The organism is Minwuia sp. IMCC3060 (genome assembly GCF_029909435.1).
In the GTDB taxonomy this organism is placed as follows: Bacteria; Pseudomonadota; Alphaproteobacteria; order Minwuiales; family Minwuiaceae; genus Minwuia.
Map to the genome: position 1 here is coordinate 2414011 of NZ_CP123782.1, position 16495 is coordinate 2430505.

13 protein-coding genes are annotated in these 16495 nt (G+C 64.8%); 6 read left to right on the forward strand and 7 right to left on the reverse strand.

Going from position 1 to position 16495, the window contains the following annotated elements:
• The first annotated feature begins 69 nt into the window (after window positions 1–69).
• Entirely contained in the window at window positions 70–1110 is a 1041-nt protein-coding gene (locus QGV54_RS11370) for an ABC transporter ATP-binding protein (protein WP_281016722.1), read from the forward strand.
• A gap of 23 nt (window positions 1111–1133) precedes the next feature.
• On the opposite strand, the gene QGV54_RS11375 is transcribed toward QGV54_RS11370, so the two are convergent.
• The 4 genes from QGV54_RS11375 to QGV54_RS11390 form a co-directional block, all read right to left on the reverse strand.
• Window positions 1134–2807: an iron ABC transporter permease gene (locus QGV54_RS11375; RefSeq protein ID WP_281016721.1), complete on the reverse strand. Its 1674-nt coding sequence runs from the start codon at window positions 2805–2807 to the stop codon at window positions 1134–1136.
• Window positions 2808–2875: 68 nt separating this feature from the next.
• Window positions 2876–3853, reverse strand: a complete 978-nt coding sequence (locus QGV54_RS11380) for an ABC transporter substrate-binding protein (RefSeq protein WP_281016720.1) — start codon at window positions 3851–3853, stop codon at window positions 2876–2878.
• 179 nt (window positions 3854–4032) lie between these two features.
• On the reverse strand, window positions 4033–5436 hold the full coding sequence (gene leuC / locus QGV54_RS11385; protein WP_281016719.1) for a 3-isopropylmalate dehydratase large subunit: 1404 nt from the start codon (window positions 5434–5436) through the stop codon (window positions 4033–4035).
• Between the two features lie 144 nt (window positions 5437–5580).
• Window positions 5581–6093 carry a single-stranded DNA-binding protein gene (locus tag QGV54_RS11390; RefSeq protein ID WP_281016718.1) on the reverse strand — a complete coding sequence of 171 codons (513 nt, stop codon included), beginning with the start codon at window positions 6091–6093 and terminating at the stop codon, window positions 5581–5583.
• 286 nt (window positions 6094–6379) lie between these two features.
• Here QGV54_RS11390 and uvrA point away from each other — a divergent pair, with 286 nt between their 5' ends.
• The 5 genes from uvrA (at window position 6380) to QGV54_RS11415 (ending at window position 13039) form a co-directional block, all read left to right on the forward strand.
• Window positions 6380–9292, forward strand: a complete 2913-nt coding sequence (gene uvrA / locus QGV54_RS11395) for an excinuclease ABC subunit UvrA (RefSeq protein WP_281016717.1) — start codon at window positions 6380–6382, stop codon at window positions 9290–9292.
• Between the two features lie 82 nt (window positions 9293–9374).
• Window positions 9375–9719: a VOC family protein gene (locus tag QGV54_RS11400; protein ID WP_348638755.1), complete on the forward strand. Its 345-nt coding sequence runs from the start codon at window positions 9375–9377 to the stop codon at window positions 9717–9719.
• Window positions 9720–9814: 95 nt separating this feature from the next.
• A complete protein-coding gene (locus tag QGV54_RS11405) occupies window positions 9815–11380 on the forward strand; it encodes a long-chain-fatty-acid--CoA ligase (RefSeq protein WP_281016715.1) in 1566 nt (521 codons plus the stop codon).
• Between the two features lies 1 nt (window position 11381).
• Window positions 11382–12722 (forward strand): acyclic terpene utilization AtuA family protein, encoded by a 1341-nt coding sequence (locus QGV54_RS11410; protein WP_281016714.1) that lies wholly within the window; start codon window positions 11382–11384, stop codon window positions 12720–12722.
• Entirely contained in the window at window positions 12719–13039 is a 321-nt protein-coding gene (locus tag QGV54_RS11415; protein WP_281016713.1) for a hypothetical protein, read from the forward strand. Before QGV54_RS11410 ends, QGV54_RS11415 begins: the two co-directional genes overlap by 4 nt.
• Before the next feature lie 68 nt (window positions 13040–13107).
• Here the strand turns inward: QGV54_RS11415 and QGV54_RS11420 are convergent, their stop codons facing one another.
• The 3 genes from QGV54_RS11420 to QGV54_RS11430 all read right to left on the reverse strand — a co-directional run bounded on the left by QGV54_RS11420 (window position 13108) and on the right by QGV54_RS11430 (window position 16421).
• Complete coding sequence (locus QGV54_RS11420) at window positions 13108–13518, reverse strand: DUF6524 family protein (RefSeq protein ID WP_281016712.1); 411 nt, start codon at window positions 13516–13518, stop codon at window positions 13108–13110.
• Window positions 13519–13526: 8 nt separating this feature from the next.
• Window positions 13527–15608 carry a molybdopterin-dependent oxidoreductase gene (locus QGV54_RS11425; RefSeq protein ID WP_281016711.1) on the reverse strand — a complete coding sequence of 694 codons (2082 nt, stop codon included), beginning with the start codon at window positions 15606–15608 and terminating at the stop codon, window positions 13527–13529.
• Between the two features lie 108 nt (window positions 15609–15716).
• Entirely contained in the window at window positions 15717–16421 is a 705-nt protein-coding gene (locus tag QGV54_RS11430; protein ID WP_281016710.1) for a histidine phosphatase family protein, read from the reverse strand.
• Window positions 16422–16495: the final 74 nt, after the last annotated feature.

Genomic DNA, 16495 nt, shown 5'->3' on the forward strand with positions numbered 1-16495 from the left:
CACATTCAATGGTTGATTCCTGTTGACGTTCGCAGCCTCCGCGGACCCTGGACCCGGAGAAACTGACACGTGTCGATAGAGCTGATGGATGTGACGAAGCGGTTCGGTACCGAGGCCGCCGTCGATCACCTTTCCGCCGGTGTCGCGGAAGGGGAGTTCTTTGTCGTGCTTGGCCCGTCGGGCTGCGGAAAGTCCACGCTCCTTCGTCTCATCGCCGGGCTGGAAGAGCTTGATTCCGGGACAGTGGGCCTGTCGGGAAAGCAGGTCGCAGGACCGGATCTGCATCTGGCACCGGAAGCACGGGGCGTCGGCGTCGTATTCCAGTCCTATGCGCTCTGGCCGCACATGGACGTACTCCGCAACGTTGCCTTTCCACTCGAAGCCAGGGGGGCGCGGCGAGCCGACGCCGAACGGCAGGCCCGAACCCACCTGGAGACCGTGGCGCTGGTTCCCTTCGCCGAGCGTCTCCCTGCCGATCTGTCGGGTGGGCAGCGCCAGCGGGTTGCCCTGGCGCGCTGCCTCGCCAGCCAGGCCGGGGTCGTCCTGATGGACGAGCCCCTGGCCAACCTGGACCCGCATCTGCGCGGCACCATGGAGCATGAACTGCGGGACTTTCATCGGACGACAGGGGCCACCACGCTCTACATCACCCACGACCAGCGGGAAGCCATGGCGCTGGCTGATCGGATCGCGGTGATGAACAGGGGCCGGTTCGAACAGGTGGCAACCCCGGACGAACTCTATGCCCGGCCCCGCAACGCCTTCGTTGCAGGATTCGTCGGGACCGGGGCCATCGTCGCAGCAATCCGGAGCAGTGACGACGATCTCCGGTTCGGTCCCTGGTCCCTGCCCGTCACCGGCAAGGGAGCAGAAAGCAGCACTACCGCCGAACAGGTCCTGCTGCGGCCCGAGTGGCTGAGCATTGATGGTGAGGCCGGAAGCCCGGTCCGGGTCGAGAGCGTGACCTACCGGGGTGGTCACTGGGAATGTCAGGCTGTCGTTTCAGGCACCTCACATTCACTGGTCCTGAACCTCGACAGTCCCGCCCGGCTGGGCGATACCCTGCCGGTCAGCATTCGAAAAGCCTGGGTCCTTCCTGAGCAGGCCTAGCATTTGCCGTTTCGCCATCCGTGTCAGTCGCGCCAGGGCACGACGCCCGGCGGCGCACGTCGGCCTGCGATATCCAGCACCAGCATCAGCATGATCGTGGCAAGAACCGTGACAACCGACATGGCTGCTGCCAGCGTGGTGTAGCCGCCGTCCTCGTAGTTGAAGATCGTCGTGCCGATCGTTTCGTTGCCCGTCGACCAGAGCAGGGCAGACACCGTGACCTCGTTGTAGGCCGTGAGGAAGACCAGGATCGCACCTGAAGCTGCCGCCGGAGCCACCAGCGGCAGGAAAATGCGGAACAGCCGCCGTCCGAACCTGGCACCGGCCACCCGGGCCGCATCATCCAGGCTCGGGTCGATCTGCAGGTAGGCGGCGGCGACCGGTTTCAGCGCGACCGAGAGGAAGGCGGCAAGATAGGCCACCAGGATGATCAGCAGGGTGTTGTAGATCGACATCTCGATCAGCGGCAGGGGACGGATGAAGGCCAGGATGCAGGCAATCGAGATCACCAGGCCCGGCAGGGCGTAGCTGACATCGGCCAGACCGCTAATGGACGTTGCCGCGCGCCGCGCCACCCCGCGTCTTCGGATCAGGAAAAACCCGATTCCGACTGAGTAGGCCGCCAGCATCACGGCCGCCAGTCCTGCGATCAGGGTCGAATTCATGAAGGCGCGCAGGGTGACGGACTGGGTGAGCAATATCTCTTCGAAGTTGGCACCGGTCAGGGTCGACAGCGTGAGCCGGACGCCATAGGTCGGTGTCAATGCCGTTGCCAGCAACGACAGCATGGGCAGCACCAGGACGCCGCAGACCAGCACCAGCAGGACAAGTTCGACCAGCAACCGCCAGCGCCCCAGCCTGAAACCGAGGCTTCTCTGCGGCAGGCCGATAAGCTGGGCATGGCCGCGCCGCTGCAGATGCGCCTGCAACCCGACTGCCGTGATCGCCATCAGACCGACAATCATGGAAATCATCGAAACATTGGTCAGCATCTCGGGACCGAAACTCGACATTCGCCGCCAGATCAGCACTGGCAGCGTGGTGTATCGGGCAGGAATGCCCAGCAGCGCCTGGATGCCGAAGTTTCCCAGCGCGGAGACGAAGGCCAGCGCGAAGGCCGCAATCATGTTCGGCAGCAGCAGCGGCAGCACGATACGACGCAGCATCAGCCAGACGTTGGCACCAAAGACCCGAGATGCATCCGACAGTTCACCCGGCAAGCTGCGCAGGGCGGCAAGCATGACAAGAAGCACGAGTGGCCCGTGCTGTATTGCCAGCAGGGCCACGATACCCTCACGGGAATACAGGGGGTGCGTCGTTCCGATCTCGGGGGCGATGCCGAGCCAGAGCAGCAATGCACTGCCGGGGCCAAGTGCCTGGATCCAGGCGATGGCGGTAACATGGGGCGGTATCATCATCGGCAAGAGGACCAGGAAGATGAAGAAGCCCCGAGCCCGCGCATCGGTCAGGCCCACCAGGCAGGCCAGGACGGTCCCGTAGACAAGGGCGAGAAGGGCGGACAGCAAGCTCGTTTCGAACGAATGCCAAAGTGCCCGCTGCACCGACCGCCCTTGCAGCGTTTCCAGCAGCGGCACCAGTGAGAGCCTGCCTGTCGGAGCCACCCCTTCCAGCAGGATCATCAACAGTGGTGTGCCGCAGATCAGCCCCCCCAACAGCAGAAGAGCGGCGAGGGTCATCCCCTCGCCGCTCCGGTTCTGTTGGCCCGGACGTGACACGCCGGGAACTCTCGGTCTCAGGTCAAGGCTCACCCGCCGAAGATATCCTCGAACTTCAGGCGATAGCGATCAGCATTCTCAAGCGCGTCGGAAGGATCGAAGTCCATCAGCCTGATCTGGTCACGGGCCGGGAAGCCCTCGGGCGGTGCAATCGCGGGATGGGCCGCCAGGTAGCCCTGGTCCGCGGCCATCTGCTGGCCTGCCGGTGAAAGCAGGAAATCGACGAAGGCCTTTGCTGCTTCGGGATTCTTCGCCGTGGACAGGATCGCGACCGGCTCGGTCACCGCAGAGACACCTTCCTTAGGGAAGACGAACGCGACCGGCGCACCCTGCAGCCTGTTGCGGATCGGCAGGAAGTCCACGACGAAACCATACAGCTTCTCGCCACCGGCGATGGCCTTGTATGTGCCGCCGTTGCCGCCCTTCGGGTTGGCGCCCTGGTCAGCCAGTCCCTGGTAATAGCCCCAGCCCAGGTCGGGATTGGCGGTCAGCGCGGCCATGTGGATCGTCGCAGCACCGGAGGTCAGCGGCGACGGCATGGCAATGCGGTCCTTCGCTTCCGGTTTCAGCAGATCCTTGTACGACTCAGGCACCATCGGTGCACTGGTGTTGTACATGATGCCGGTCGTGATCAGCTTGGTGGAGAAGTAGAAACGATCCTTGTCCATCAGCGCCGGATCATAGGCGGCCACATCCGCGCCGGAATGGGCCATCAGGCGGCCTTCCCGCTTCAGCCCTTCCATGGTCACCATGTCGGCAATCAGCAGGATGTCGGGCTGCGGCGCACCGGCGGCGAACTCCGCGCGCAGCTTCGCCATCATCTTGGTGGTGCCGTCACGGACCCACTCGACTTCCACGCCCGGGTTGGCGGCCATGAACACGTCCATGGTCTGCTGGGCATCCTTGTTGGGCTGCGATGTATAGACAACCAGCTTGCCGGAAGCGGCCTCCGCCACACCTGCACCCAGTCCGACGGCGAGCATTGTCGCCAGCACGAAACGTCTCATGGATTCATCCCCCTGGAAGATGTGAAATTCACCAATGCGGCCAATACCGCATCCTGGCGAGGGCCGAACCTAGGGGCGGATTGTGACAGACGTCGGACAGCAGACAGTCGGGGCAGCCCTGCACAGTTCTGCCCCCCGCAGGCAAACCTGCCAGGTCATCGGCGAGGAATGAAACAGTCTCAGAGGTCGCGCACATCCGCCAGCTTGCCGGCGATCGCGGCTGCGGCTGCCATGCCGGGGCTGACCAGATGGGTGCGCCCGCCACGCCCCTGACGGCCCTCGAAGTTGCGGTTGGAGGTGGAGGCGCAGCGCTCGCCCGGTTCCAGCCGGTCGGCGTTCATCGCCAGGCACATGGAGCAGCCCGGCTCCCGCCAGTCGAAGCCGGCCTCGACAAAGATCTTGTCCAGCCCTTCCTGCTCCGCCTGCTCCTTCACCAGGCCGGAGCCGGGAACGATCATGGCATGCACGTTGGCGGCAACCTTGCGCCCCTTCGCCACGGCGGCGGCGGCGCGCAGATCCTCGATCCGGCCATTGGTGCAGGATCCGATGAAGACCTTGTCGATGGTCACATCGGTCAGCTTAACACCCGGCTGCAGGCCCATGTAGGCCAGCGCCCGGACCAGCGAGTCGCGCTTGATCTCATCCTCGATATCCGCCGGGTCGGGAACCCGCGCGGTGATCGGGGCCACGTCCTGGGGGCTGGTGCCCCAGGTGACATGCGGCGTGATGTCGGCGGCGGTCAGTTCGATGACCTTGTCGTAGTGCGCGCCCTCGTCGGAGACCATGGTCTTCCAGTATTCCACCGCCTGCTCGAAACCACCGGCCTTCGGCGCCATGGCCCTGCCCTTCACGTAGTCGAACGTCTTCTCGTCGGCGGCGATCAGACCGGCGCGCGCGCCTGCCTCGATCGACATGTTGCAGACGGTCATGCGGCCTTCCATCGACAGGTCGCGGATGGCCGAACCGGCATATTCGATGACATAGCCCGTGCCGCCCGCCGTGCCGACGACGCCGATCACGGCCAGCACCAGATCCTTGGCGGTGACGCCTGGGTTCAGATCGCCCTCGATCTTCACCAGCATGTTCTTCGACTTCTGCTGCAGCAGGCACTGGGTGGCAAGCACATGCTCCACTTCCGACGTGCCGATGCCGAAGGCCAGCGCACCGAAGGCGCCATGGGTCGCGGTGTGGCTGTCACCACAGACAATGGTCATGCCCGGCAGGGTGAAGCCCTGCTCCGGCCCGATGATGTGGACGATGCCCTGGCGGATGTCGTCCATGCCGAAGTAGGGCACGCCGAATTCGGCGCAGTTCTTCTCCAGCGTCTCGACCTGGATGCGGCTTTCCTCGTCGGCGATACCGGCGGAGCGATCGGTGGTGGGCACGTTGTGGTCGGCCACGGCCAGGGTCGCATCCGGCCGACGTACCTTGCGCCCGGTGTTGCGCAGCCCCTCGAACGCCTGCGGGCTGGTGACCTCATGCACCAGGTGCCGGTCGATATACAGGATCGCCGACCCGTCATCGCGCGTCTCCACGACATGCGCATCCCAGATCTTGTCGAACAGCGTCTTTGCCTGGCTCACGTCAAATCTCCTCCACCCAGCACGGGCCGCGCGTCAGCGCGCACGACCCCTGGCCGGGATCACCCGCCCGACCGGGCGCTATCCCTATGCCCAACTGCGAATGTCGTCAATCGGGGAGGCGCAATGGCCACCCGGACCGCCTGATCAGAACGGGATCTCGTCGTCCAGGTCGCTGCCGCCGCCACCGAAATCGTCGCCGCCACGGTCATTGCCGCCGCGTGAGCCGCCGCCGCCGGAACCACCACCGTAGCCGCCGCCCCCACCGGAACCGCCGCCATAGCTGCCGCCACCGCCGCCACCTTCACCGCGGCTGTCGAGCATCTGCAGGTCGCCGCGGAAGCGGTTGAGCACGATCTCGGTGCTGTACTTGTCCTGGCCCTGCTGGTCGGTCCACTTGCGGGTCTGGATCTGGCCTTCGATGAACACCTTGGCACCCTTGCGCAGGTACTGCTCGGCGACCTTGGCCAGGTTCTCGTTGAAGATCACGACGCGGTGCCACTCGGTACGCTCCCGGCGTTCGCCGCTGTTGCGGTCGCGCCAGGTCTCCGAGGTCGCGATGCGCAGGTTCACCACCGGATTGCCGTCCGGCATCCGCCGCACCTCCGGGTCCGCCCCCAGATTGCCGACCAGAATGACCTTGTTGACGCTGCCTGCCATGTCCCCGCTCCGTCGAAATATTGTGTCTGCCTGTTCCATCCCTCTCCCCCTCCCGCCCACCCATTTCAGGATACTTGCGTGGGTGGCCGGGAGGGGGAGAGGGATGGAACAGGCCACGAACCATTCATGCCCTTATAGCCGCTGCGGTTCGGGAGTCGCCAGAAGAGTCTGGCTGCGACGTCAGGGGACTCGCCTTGGGGGTGCGTGCACCCTATGTTCCTGTTTCAGGAAATGCACGGGCGACCCAGCCCCTGCCAGGCGCTTCCCCCGGAATGGTGGTTTGTAGATGCAGAAGATGATCAGCGTCCGTGGGGCGCGGGAACATAATCTGAAGGGTATCGACGTCGATATCCCCCGCGACCAGCTGGTCGTGATCACCGGCCTGTCCGGGTCCGGCAAGTCGTCACTGGCGTTCGACACGATCTATGCGGAGGGGCAGCGGCGCTATGTCGAGAGCCTGTCCGCCTATGCGCGGCAGTTCCTGGAACTGATGCAGAAGCCCGACATGGACAGCATCGAGGGGTTGAGCCCCGCGATCTCCATCGAGCAGAAGACCACGTCGAAGAACCCCCGCTCGACCGTCGGCACGGTGACGGAGATCTACGACTACATGCGCCTGCTGTGGGCGCGGGTCGGCATCCCCTACTCCCCCGCCACCGGCCTGCCCATCGAGAGCCAGACCATCAGCCAGATGGTTGACCGCATCATGGCGATGCCGGAGGGGACGCGGCTGTACCTGCTGGCCCCCATCGTGCGCGGGCGCAAGGGCGAGTACCGCAAGGAGTTCCGTGACCTGCGCAAACAGGGCTTCCAGCGCGTGAAGGTGGACGGCGAGCTGTACGAACTCGACGACATGCCGACGCTGGACAAGAAGCTGAAACATGACATCGACGTGGTGGTGGACCGCGTCGTGGTGCGCGACGACATCGCCACCCGCCTGGCCGATTCGCTGGAGACGGCGCTGGCGCTGACCGACGGCATCGCGGTGACGGAAAATGCGGATGATGGCGAGCGGACGATCTTCTCCGCCAAGTTCGCCTGCCCGGTTTCCGGTTTCACCATCGACGAGATCGAACCGCGCCTGTTCTCCTTCAACAATCCCTTCGGAGCCTGCCCGGCCTGTGACGGGCTGGGGACGGAGATGTATGTCGATCCCGACCTGGTGGTGCCCGACACGACCCTGACGGTGCGTGGCGGCGCGATTGCCCCCTGGTCCAGGACAACCAGTCCCTATTACCTGCAGACCCTGGACAGCATCCTGCGCCACTACCGCCAGTCGTCGAGCACGCCCTGGGAGGAACTGCCGAAGAACGTGCAGGACGTGCTGCTGTTCGGTTCCGGCGATGAAACCATCGAATTCACCTACGACGACGGCATGCGGAGCTACAGCACCAACAAGAGCTTCGAAGGTGTGGTGCGGAACCTGGAACGGCGCTGGAAGGAAACCGATTCCGCGCGGATGCGGGAGGAGATCGAGCATTTCCAGGCGGTTACCCATTGTTCGGTCTGCGAGGGGCATCGCCTGAAACCGGAAGCTCTGGCGGTGAAGATCGACGGCATTCACGCCGGCCACGCGGCCAGGTTCTCCATCCTGGAAGCCGCCAACTGGTTCAACGCCCTGAACAGCAAGCTGACGCCGAAGCAGCAGGAAATCGCCGGTCGCATCCTGAAGGAAATCAACGAGCGTCTGGGCTTTCTGGTCAATGTCGGGCTGGAGTATCTGACCCTCTCGCGCAACTCCGGCACCCTGTCGGGCGGCGAGAGCCAGCGCATCCGCCTCGCCTCCCAGATCGGGTCGGGCCTGACCGGCGTGCTCTATGTGCTCGACGAACCGTCGATCGGGCTGCACCAGCGCGACAACGCGCGCCTGCTGGAAACGCTGAAGAACCTGCGCGACCTGGGCAATACCGTGATCGTGGTGGAGCATGACGAGGAGGCCATCATGGCCGCCGACCATGTCATCGACATCGGCCCGCTGGCAGGCATGCATGGCGGGGAACTGATCGCGGAAGGCACGCCGGAGAAGGTGATGCAGGCCCCGAAGAGCATCACCGGCCAGTATCTCTCCGGCATGAAGCAGGTGCCGGTCCCGGCGAAACGGCGGGAGGGCTATCGCGACCGGTTCATCCGCATCGTCGGCGCCAGCGGCAACAACCTGCGCAACGTCAATGTGACCCTGCCGCTCGGCACCTTCACCTGCATCACCGGCGTTTCCGGATCGGGCAAGTCGACGCTGACCATCGAGACACTCTACAAGGCCGTGGCGCGGCGGCTGCACAATGCCAAGGCCGGCCCTGCCCCGCATGAGCGGATCGACGGGCTGGAGTGGCTGGACAAGATCATCGACATCGACCAGTCCCCCATCGGGCGCACGCCACGGTCCAACCCGGCGACGTACACCGGGGCCTTCGGACCAATCCGGGACTGGTACACCGGCCTGCCGGAGGCCAAGGCGCGCGGCTACAAGGCCGGCCGTTTCTCCTTCAACGTCAAGGGCGGGCGCTGCGAGGCCTGCCAGGGCGACGGCCTGATCAAGATCGAGATGCATTTCCTGCCGGACGTCTACGTCCAGTGCGACGTCTGCAAGGGCAAGCGCTACAACCGTGAAACGCTGGAGATCAAGTTCAAGAACAAGTCGATCTCCGACGTGCTCGACATGACGGTGGAGGAAGCACAGGAATTCTTCACCGCCGTGCCGTCCGTGCGGGAAAAGATGGACACCCTGATGCAGGTCGGCCTCGGCTACATCAAGGTCGGGCAGCCTGCGACCACCCTGTCGGGCGGCGAGGCACAGCGGGTGAAGCTGGCCAAGGAACTGGCCAAGCGCGCCACCGGCCGCACGCTCTACATCCTCGACGAGCCGACCACTGGCCTGCATTTCGAGGATGTGCGCAAGCTGCTGGAAGTGCTGCACGCCCTGGTCGATTCCGGTAATTCGGTGATCGTGATCGAGCATAATCTGGAGGTCATCAAGACCGCCGACTGGGTCGTTGACATCGGCCCCGAAGGCGGTGACGGCGGCGGCTATGTCGTCGGTGTCGGCACGCCGGAGGAAGTGGCAACCGTCAAGGAGAGCTACACCGGGCGCTACCTGGCCGACATACTGGCCCGGCGCGGGTCGAAGTCGGGTACGCCGAAGAAACCCGCGAAGCCGAAAGCCAAGGGATCGACGACGCGCAGGCGCAAATCGGCGGCCTGAGGCAGCGGGGCGGCGGGGTTCGGGTATGTCCGAGTTCGTGTCGGCAACCCCTGCGTTCCCGGTTCAGGACATCGACCGAGCCGTGTCCTTCTATGAGAAAAAGCTCGGCTTTGCGCCGGTGGCAAAGGGCCCGGGCTTTGCGCTGCTGTCCCGCAACAGCGTCTTGCTGCAACTCTGGCTGGCCGATGACCGGCGCTGGAAGGAACGCACGAACATCGATCCGATCATCTCCGGTGCGGAGTCCTTTCTCGCCGGCACCGCAAGCTGCCGTATCGAAGTGACGGAGATCGAAACGCTCCACGCCGCCTGCCGGGAGCACGATATCGTTCATCCCAACGGGCCATTGAAACGTGCCGACTACGGGGCATTGGAATTTGCCGTCCTGGACCACGAAGGCAACCTGATCACCTTCTTCCAGCCGGTTTGACATCCAGGCACGCTTGACCAGCGAAAGCCGTGGGTTGCGGCCACGTGTTTTGACCTTAGACTTCCCGCGAATTCAGACGGGGAGGATATGGTCCGATGCAGATGGCTCTGACGCAGTTCATTCGACGCAACGCCCAGATTACACGCAACGCGGTCGCGACAACCTTCGGGGAGCGGTCGCAGGACTGGACCGGATTCCAGAACCGCATCAGCCGCCTGGCCGCCGGGCTGCAGGGCCTGGGGGTCACGCCGGGGGACCGGGTGGCGATCCTGGCCAACAACTCCGACCGTTATCTCGAATACTTCTTCGCGGTGCCGTGGTCGGGCGGTGTCTTCGTGCCGATCAACACGCGACTGGCGCCGCCGGAGGTGGAGTACTGGATCAGCGATTCCGGCAGCCAGATCCTGTTCATCGACGACGACTTCCTGCCCTATCTGCCGAAGCTGCAGGGCAAGATGCCTAGCGTGCAGCACATCATCTATGTGGGTGACGGTGCCGCGCCCGAGGGTCTGCTGCACTACGAGACCCTGATTCAGGAGAATGAACCGGCGGAAGACGCCGGCCGCAGTGGCGAGGATCTGGCAGGCCTGTTCTATACCGGCGGCACCACCGGCGTGTCGAAGGGTGTCATGCTGAGCCACCGCAACCTGGTCTCCAACGCCATGCACGTGATTCACGACATGGAATTCAGCGCCGACATGATGTACCTGCATGCCGGTCCGATGTTCCATCTGGCGGACGGCACCGCGACCTTCGGCGCGACGGTGCTGGGCGCCGGTCACTGCTTCATCCCGAAGTTCGAACCGGCGGCAGCGCTGGAGGCACTGGAGAAGTATCGGGTCACCAACACCCTGTTCGTGCCCACCATGATGAACATGGTCGTCAACCACCCCGACGTGACGAAACGGGACATCTCCAAGCTGCGGGGCATTCTCTACGGCGCGTCCCCGATGCCGGAGGCGGTGGTGCGCAAGGCGATGGAACTGATGCCCAATGTCGGGTTCTACCATGCCTATGGCCAGACGGAATGCTCCCCCCTGCTGACCCTGCTGAAGCCGCGCTATCACGACTTTGACGGCCCGGATGCTCATCTTGCCAAGTCGGTCGGTCGCGCCACCATCGGTGTCGAACTGATCATTCTGGACGCGGATGGCAACGAGGTGCCGCGCGGCGAGGTCGGCGAGATCTGCGCCAAGGGCCCGAACGTCATGCAGGGTTACTGGAACAAGCCGGACCTGACCGCGCAGACCATCCGCGACGGCTGGATCCATACCGGCGACGGCGGCACGATGGACGAGGACGGGTTCGTCTTCGTCGTCGACCGGGTGAAGGACATGATCATCTCCGGCGGCGAGAATGTCTATTCGGCCGAGGTGGAGAACGCGATCTATCAGCACCCGTCCGTGGTCGAATGCGCTGTCATCGGCGTGCCTGACGACAAGTGGGGCGAGCGGGTTCATGCCATCGTCCGCCTGCAGGAGGGTGAAACGGTGGATGAGGCCGGGATCATCGCCCACTGCCACGCCCTGATCGCCAACTACAAGTGCCCGCGCTCCGTCTCCTTCCGCACCGAACCGATGCCGCTTTCCGGTGCCGGCAAGATCCTGAAGACGGACCTGCGCAAGCCTTACTGGGAAGGCAAGACCAAGCAGGTCAACTGATGTGACCTCCACGTTCAGGATTGGCGGTGGTGCCGGGTTCTCCGCGGACCGGCTCGACCCGGCGGTCGATCTCGCGCGCGACGGTGCACTCGATGCGCTGGTCTTCGAATGCGTGGGGGAACGCACGCTGGCGTTCGGTCATCGCGACCGCCGCGCCGATCCGGCGAAGGGCTACAACAGTCTGCTGGAAACCCGGTTGCGGGCGGTCTGGCCGCTGACCGCCGCCAGCGGCTGCCGCATCGTCACCAACATGGGTGCTGCAAACCCGGTGGCTGCCGGACGTGCGGCGCAGGGTGTTGCCCGGAACGCGGGGCTGGACGGGCAGATCGTGGCCGTGGTGCTGGGTGACGACGTGACTGATCGCATCACCCCGGATACACCCCTGCCCCACTCCGGCTGTACGGTCGGGGATATTGACCGGACCCTGATCGGAGCCAATGCCTACATCGGTGCCGACGCGATCCTGCCTGCACTGGAAACCGATGCCAGCCTGGTCATCGGCGGGCGGCTGGCGGATCCGTCGATGTTCCTGGCGCTGCTGCGCCACCGCTTCGGCTGGTCGGCGGACGACTGGCCGCTGCTGGGGGCAGGCATACTGACCGGGCATCTGATGGAGTGCGGGGCCCAGATCACCGGCGGCTATTTCGCCGACCCGGGCCACAAGGACGTCCCCGACCTGGCCTTCGTCGGCTATCCCATCGCCGAGGTCACGGCAGACGGCACAGTCACCATCACCAAGCTGCCGCAGGCAGGCGGCATGGTCACCATGGCCACGGTGAAGGAGCAGTTGCTTTACGAGGTGCATGATCCCGCCCGCTACCTCACCCCCGATGTCACCGCGGATTTCAGTGCCGTGCAGGTCATCGATCAGGGCGCAGACCGGGTGGGCCTGCGCGACGCCTCCGGCACCGCACGTCCGGAGACGCTGAAGGTCACTGTCGCCTTCGATGGCGGCCTGCTGGCGGAGGGCGAGATTTCCTACGCCGGGCGCGGCGCGGTCGACCGGGCGCGGCTGGCGGCGGAGATCACCGAAACCCGCCTGCGCCGGGTGCATGGGGTGACCGAGGATCTGCGCTGCGACCTGATCGGCGTGCGGTCCCTGCACGCTCACGCGGACTATGGCTCAGAGCGCGCGGACACCGATGTGCGGCTGCGGGTGGCGGGCCGCTTCCGCGACCGCGAACGGGCGGAGGCGGTCTTGTGGGAGGTGGAGTCACTGCTTTGCGCCGGTCCTGCCGGTGGCGGCGGTTTCAGGGGGCGCATCACGCCGTCGATCGTCACCCACGACGCCTTCCTGCCCAGAGCCGACGTGCCGACACGGGTGGAGGTGCTGCGGACATGAGCCGGACAGTCCAACTGCGGGAGATCGCCCACGCCCGTGCCGGCGACAAGGGCGACACCTCCAACATCTCGCTCTGGGTCAACGACCCAGCAGACTTCGAGACCGTGCGACAGCAGATCACCGCCGAAGCCTTGAAACAGCACTTCGGCTCACAGGTCGATGGCACCGTCACACGTCATGAAATGCCTCATCTGCACGGCCTGAACTTCATCCTCACCAGCGCCCTTGATGGCGGAGTGAATGGCTCCCTGAATCTCGACGGGCACGGCAAGAGCTGGTCCTTCATCCTGCTGGACATGCCGGTGGAGATCGACTGACGCCGCACCCGTATCTGATACGGGTACGCAGCCTTTCAGCACCGGCGCTGCACGATGGGCTCCCCGGCTCAGGCCTCGACGTCGTCCACATCCGCCTGGCCGGAGATACGGCGGCGCACATGGCTCCAGCTGACGCCGATACCCAGGACCGTGGCCGCGACCGTCAGGATCAGCCAGGTCACCAGATCCCGGTTCCCCGTGTCCAGCAGCCGCAGGTCGGCAAGCACCCAGAACAGGGCCCCGAACAGCGCCACCACCAGCATGATGCCGAACCCGCCGATGGAGCGCCAGGTAGCGCGCAGGAAGATGACATAGGCGATGAACAGCACCACCCCGGCCAGTGCCTTGTAGGGCAGCTCTGCGGTCAGATCGCGCAGAACCCAGGTCACATAGGACCAGGGAGTCGGATTGTAGGTCGCGAAGACCAGAACCAGCGCGATCACCCAGCGCTTGATGAAATCTCCGAAATCGAAATGCATGGCCGCGCCTACGCCTTCTCGATATTGACGGCGGTATCATGGAACAGGCCGCCGCCCACAGGCGCACCGGGATCGGCGCTGGTCAGGACGTTGATGCCGATGCCGTCGACGAAGGCATCGTTGGGCCAGACGGACTCGACGATGACGATCCCCTGCTGCACACCCTCGAAGGGTTCTGCATGTACCCGCGTGGCACCGTTGGCATTGCTCAGGCGCACCAGATCACCGGCCACCACACCCAGTTTCTCCGCGTCCTTCGGGTTGAGCTTCACTGTCGGACGGACCTCGCGCTTCTTCGAGCCCGGGGTCTCGGTGAAGGAGGAATTGAGGAAGCTGCGCGCCGGGCTGGTGCCCATGCGGAACGGATAGGCATCCGTCGCCTTGTCTTCCCGTCCCCAGTAGTCCGGGAAGGTCGGCATGCTGTCCGGGGCACCATTCGGGCCAAAGCCCTGCGGCGCATTGCCGGACCAGTTGGCCGAGAAGTGGAACTTGCCATCCGCATGGCCGAAACCGTCGAGGTAATGGGCCTCCCGGAACTCCGGCTGCACATCGATCCAGCGGCTGTTCTTCAGGGTCTCGAAGTCAGGCCAGCCGGAGGCCTGCAGCGTCCAGTCGATGATCTCCTCCACCGACATGTCGAAGCCGCGATGCTCGGCCCCCAGCCGCTTCGCCAGATCGCAGATCACGTCATGGTTCGACCGGCACTCTCCCGGCACATCGATGGCCTTCGGGCCCAGCAGGATGTGCTGGTGCCCACCGCCCTGATAGAGGTCCGTATGCTCCAGGAACATGGTGGCGGGCAACACGACATCGGCCATCTTCGCCGTGTCGGTCATGAACTGCTCATGCACCACCGTGAAAAGGTCTTCGCGCGCGAATCCCGCGTGCACCTTGGCCAGTTCCGGGGCCACCATCATCGGATTGGTGTTCTGGATGAACAGCGCCTTCACCGGCGGACCGTCCCCCAGGTCGCGCTTGTCGCCCATCAGGATCGGGCCGATACGCGACTGGTCGAGAATGCGGGTGCTGCGCCCGACCACGTCCAGCCCCTCGATCAGTTCCCGGTTCCAGTGATAGATCGCGCCATTGTTGTGAAACGCGCCGCCGCCCTCATGCTGCCAGGCCCCTGTCACCGCCGGGATGCAGAGTGCCGCATGCATGTTCACCGCGCCGTTGCGCCCGCGCGTGAAACCATAGCCGAGGCGGAAGAATGTCTTCGGTGTGGTGCCGACCAGCGCGGCAAATGCCTCGATCTCCTCCACGGTCAGACCCGTGATACCGGCGGCCCATTCCGGCGTCCTGTCCTGCAGATGCGCCTCCAGCCCTGCCGGATCATCGGTGTACTTCGCCATGTAGTCGCGATCGGCATGGCCATCCCTGAACAGGACATGCATCACCGCGCAGGCCAGCGCGCCATCGCTGCCCGGGCGCAGCACCAGCCCCATGTCGGCCTGTTCGATGGTCCCGTTGCGGTAGATGTCGATGGCGACGATCTTCGCACCCCGCTCCTTCCGCGCCTTCATGGCGTGGGTCATGACGTTGACCTGGGTGTTCACCGGGTTGGTGCCCCAGATCACCACGCAGTCGGACTTCGCCATCTCGCGGGGGTCCGCGCCGGCCAGTTTCCCCGTGCCGGTGATATAGCCCGCGAACGCCATGGTGGTGCAGAAGGTGGCGTGCATGCGGCTGTAGCGCTTGGCGTGGCGCAGACGGTTGATGCCGTCCCGCATCACCAGCCCCATGGTTCCCGCATAGAAATATGGCCAGACCGACTCGGCGCCGAAGTCCCGCTCCGCCGCCTGCAGCCCCTCGACGACCATCGTCATGGCCTCGTCCCACGTCGCCTGGCGGAACTGTCCCGATCCCTTGGGGCCGGTACGGATCAAGGGGTGCATCAGCCGGTCGGGATGGTGCACCCGCTCCGCATAGCGCGCGACCTTGGCGCAGATGACGCCATCGGTATAGCTGTTGTCCTTCGCGCCACGAACCCGGCCGATACGCTCCGGCGTCAGAACCTCGACCTCCAGCGCACAGGTGGAGGGACAGTCATGCGGACAGGCCGAATAGGCCAGTTTCACCGGAGCATTCATCGGGCGGTTTCCTTCCCCGTGGAGCGGCTTCTCTTCAACATGACGCAAGCATAGTCACGAACCGGACGGGATAGAAGCCGCCGTGCGGCGGCTCCTTTCCGCTCCGGATCAGTCCGGCTTCCGCTGGGCAAACGTGCGCTCCAGCGTGGTGCGCCAGTCCTCCGCCTTCAGCACGTCGTCCGGGCGATAGTTCAGCAGACGCAGGTAGCGTCGGCGGATCGCGTGATCGACCACATCGACGTCGAAGATGTTCAGCGCCGCCGTATCCTGTTCATAGGCATACATGGTCGCCAGCCCGCCCCCGGTCAGCCATGACAGGATGGCCCGGTTCGTGCCGCCATGCGCGACGATCAGCATGGTCTTCCAGCCATCCTGCAGCAGCACTTCCTCGATTCCCTTTGTCACGCGGGCGTAGAAATCGGCATAGGCCTCGCCACGCGCGAAACGCGCACCGGGTTTCGCGGCGTGCTCCATCGAATAGACGAACTCGTCAATGGCCTCCGACCGGGTCATCAGATCGGTGGCGCCCGACTTGATCTCCCGCAGGTCCGGGGCGACCTGCAGGCTCGGATCCGAACGCCCGCCCAGCGCCCCCTCCGCCGTCTGTCGCGTCCGCAGCAGACCTGTGCAATAGGCTAGGTCGAAATGGGTATCCGCCAGCAGTTCACCCATCATCCGGGCCTGGTCCTGTCCCCGCTCCGTCAGCGGCACCAGATCCGGGTCCGCGACGCGTTCCCCCCTGTCGTTGTAATAGCGCACATCACCATGACGCATCAGATAGACGCGACGGCGGTTCCCGGCCGGATTGTCCATGTTTCTCGCTCTCCCCTTGATTGGTGCATGCCTTCATAGCACCGCCAGACGCCAATGAAATGACAGCTCCAGCC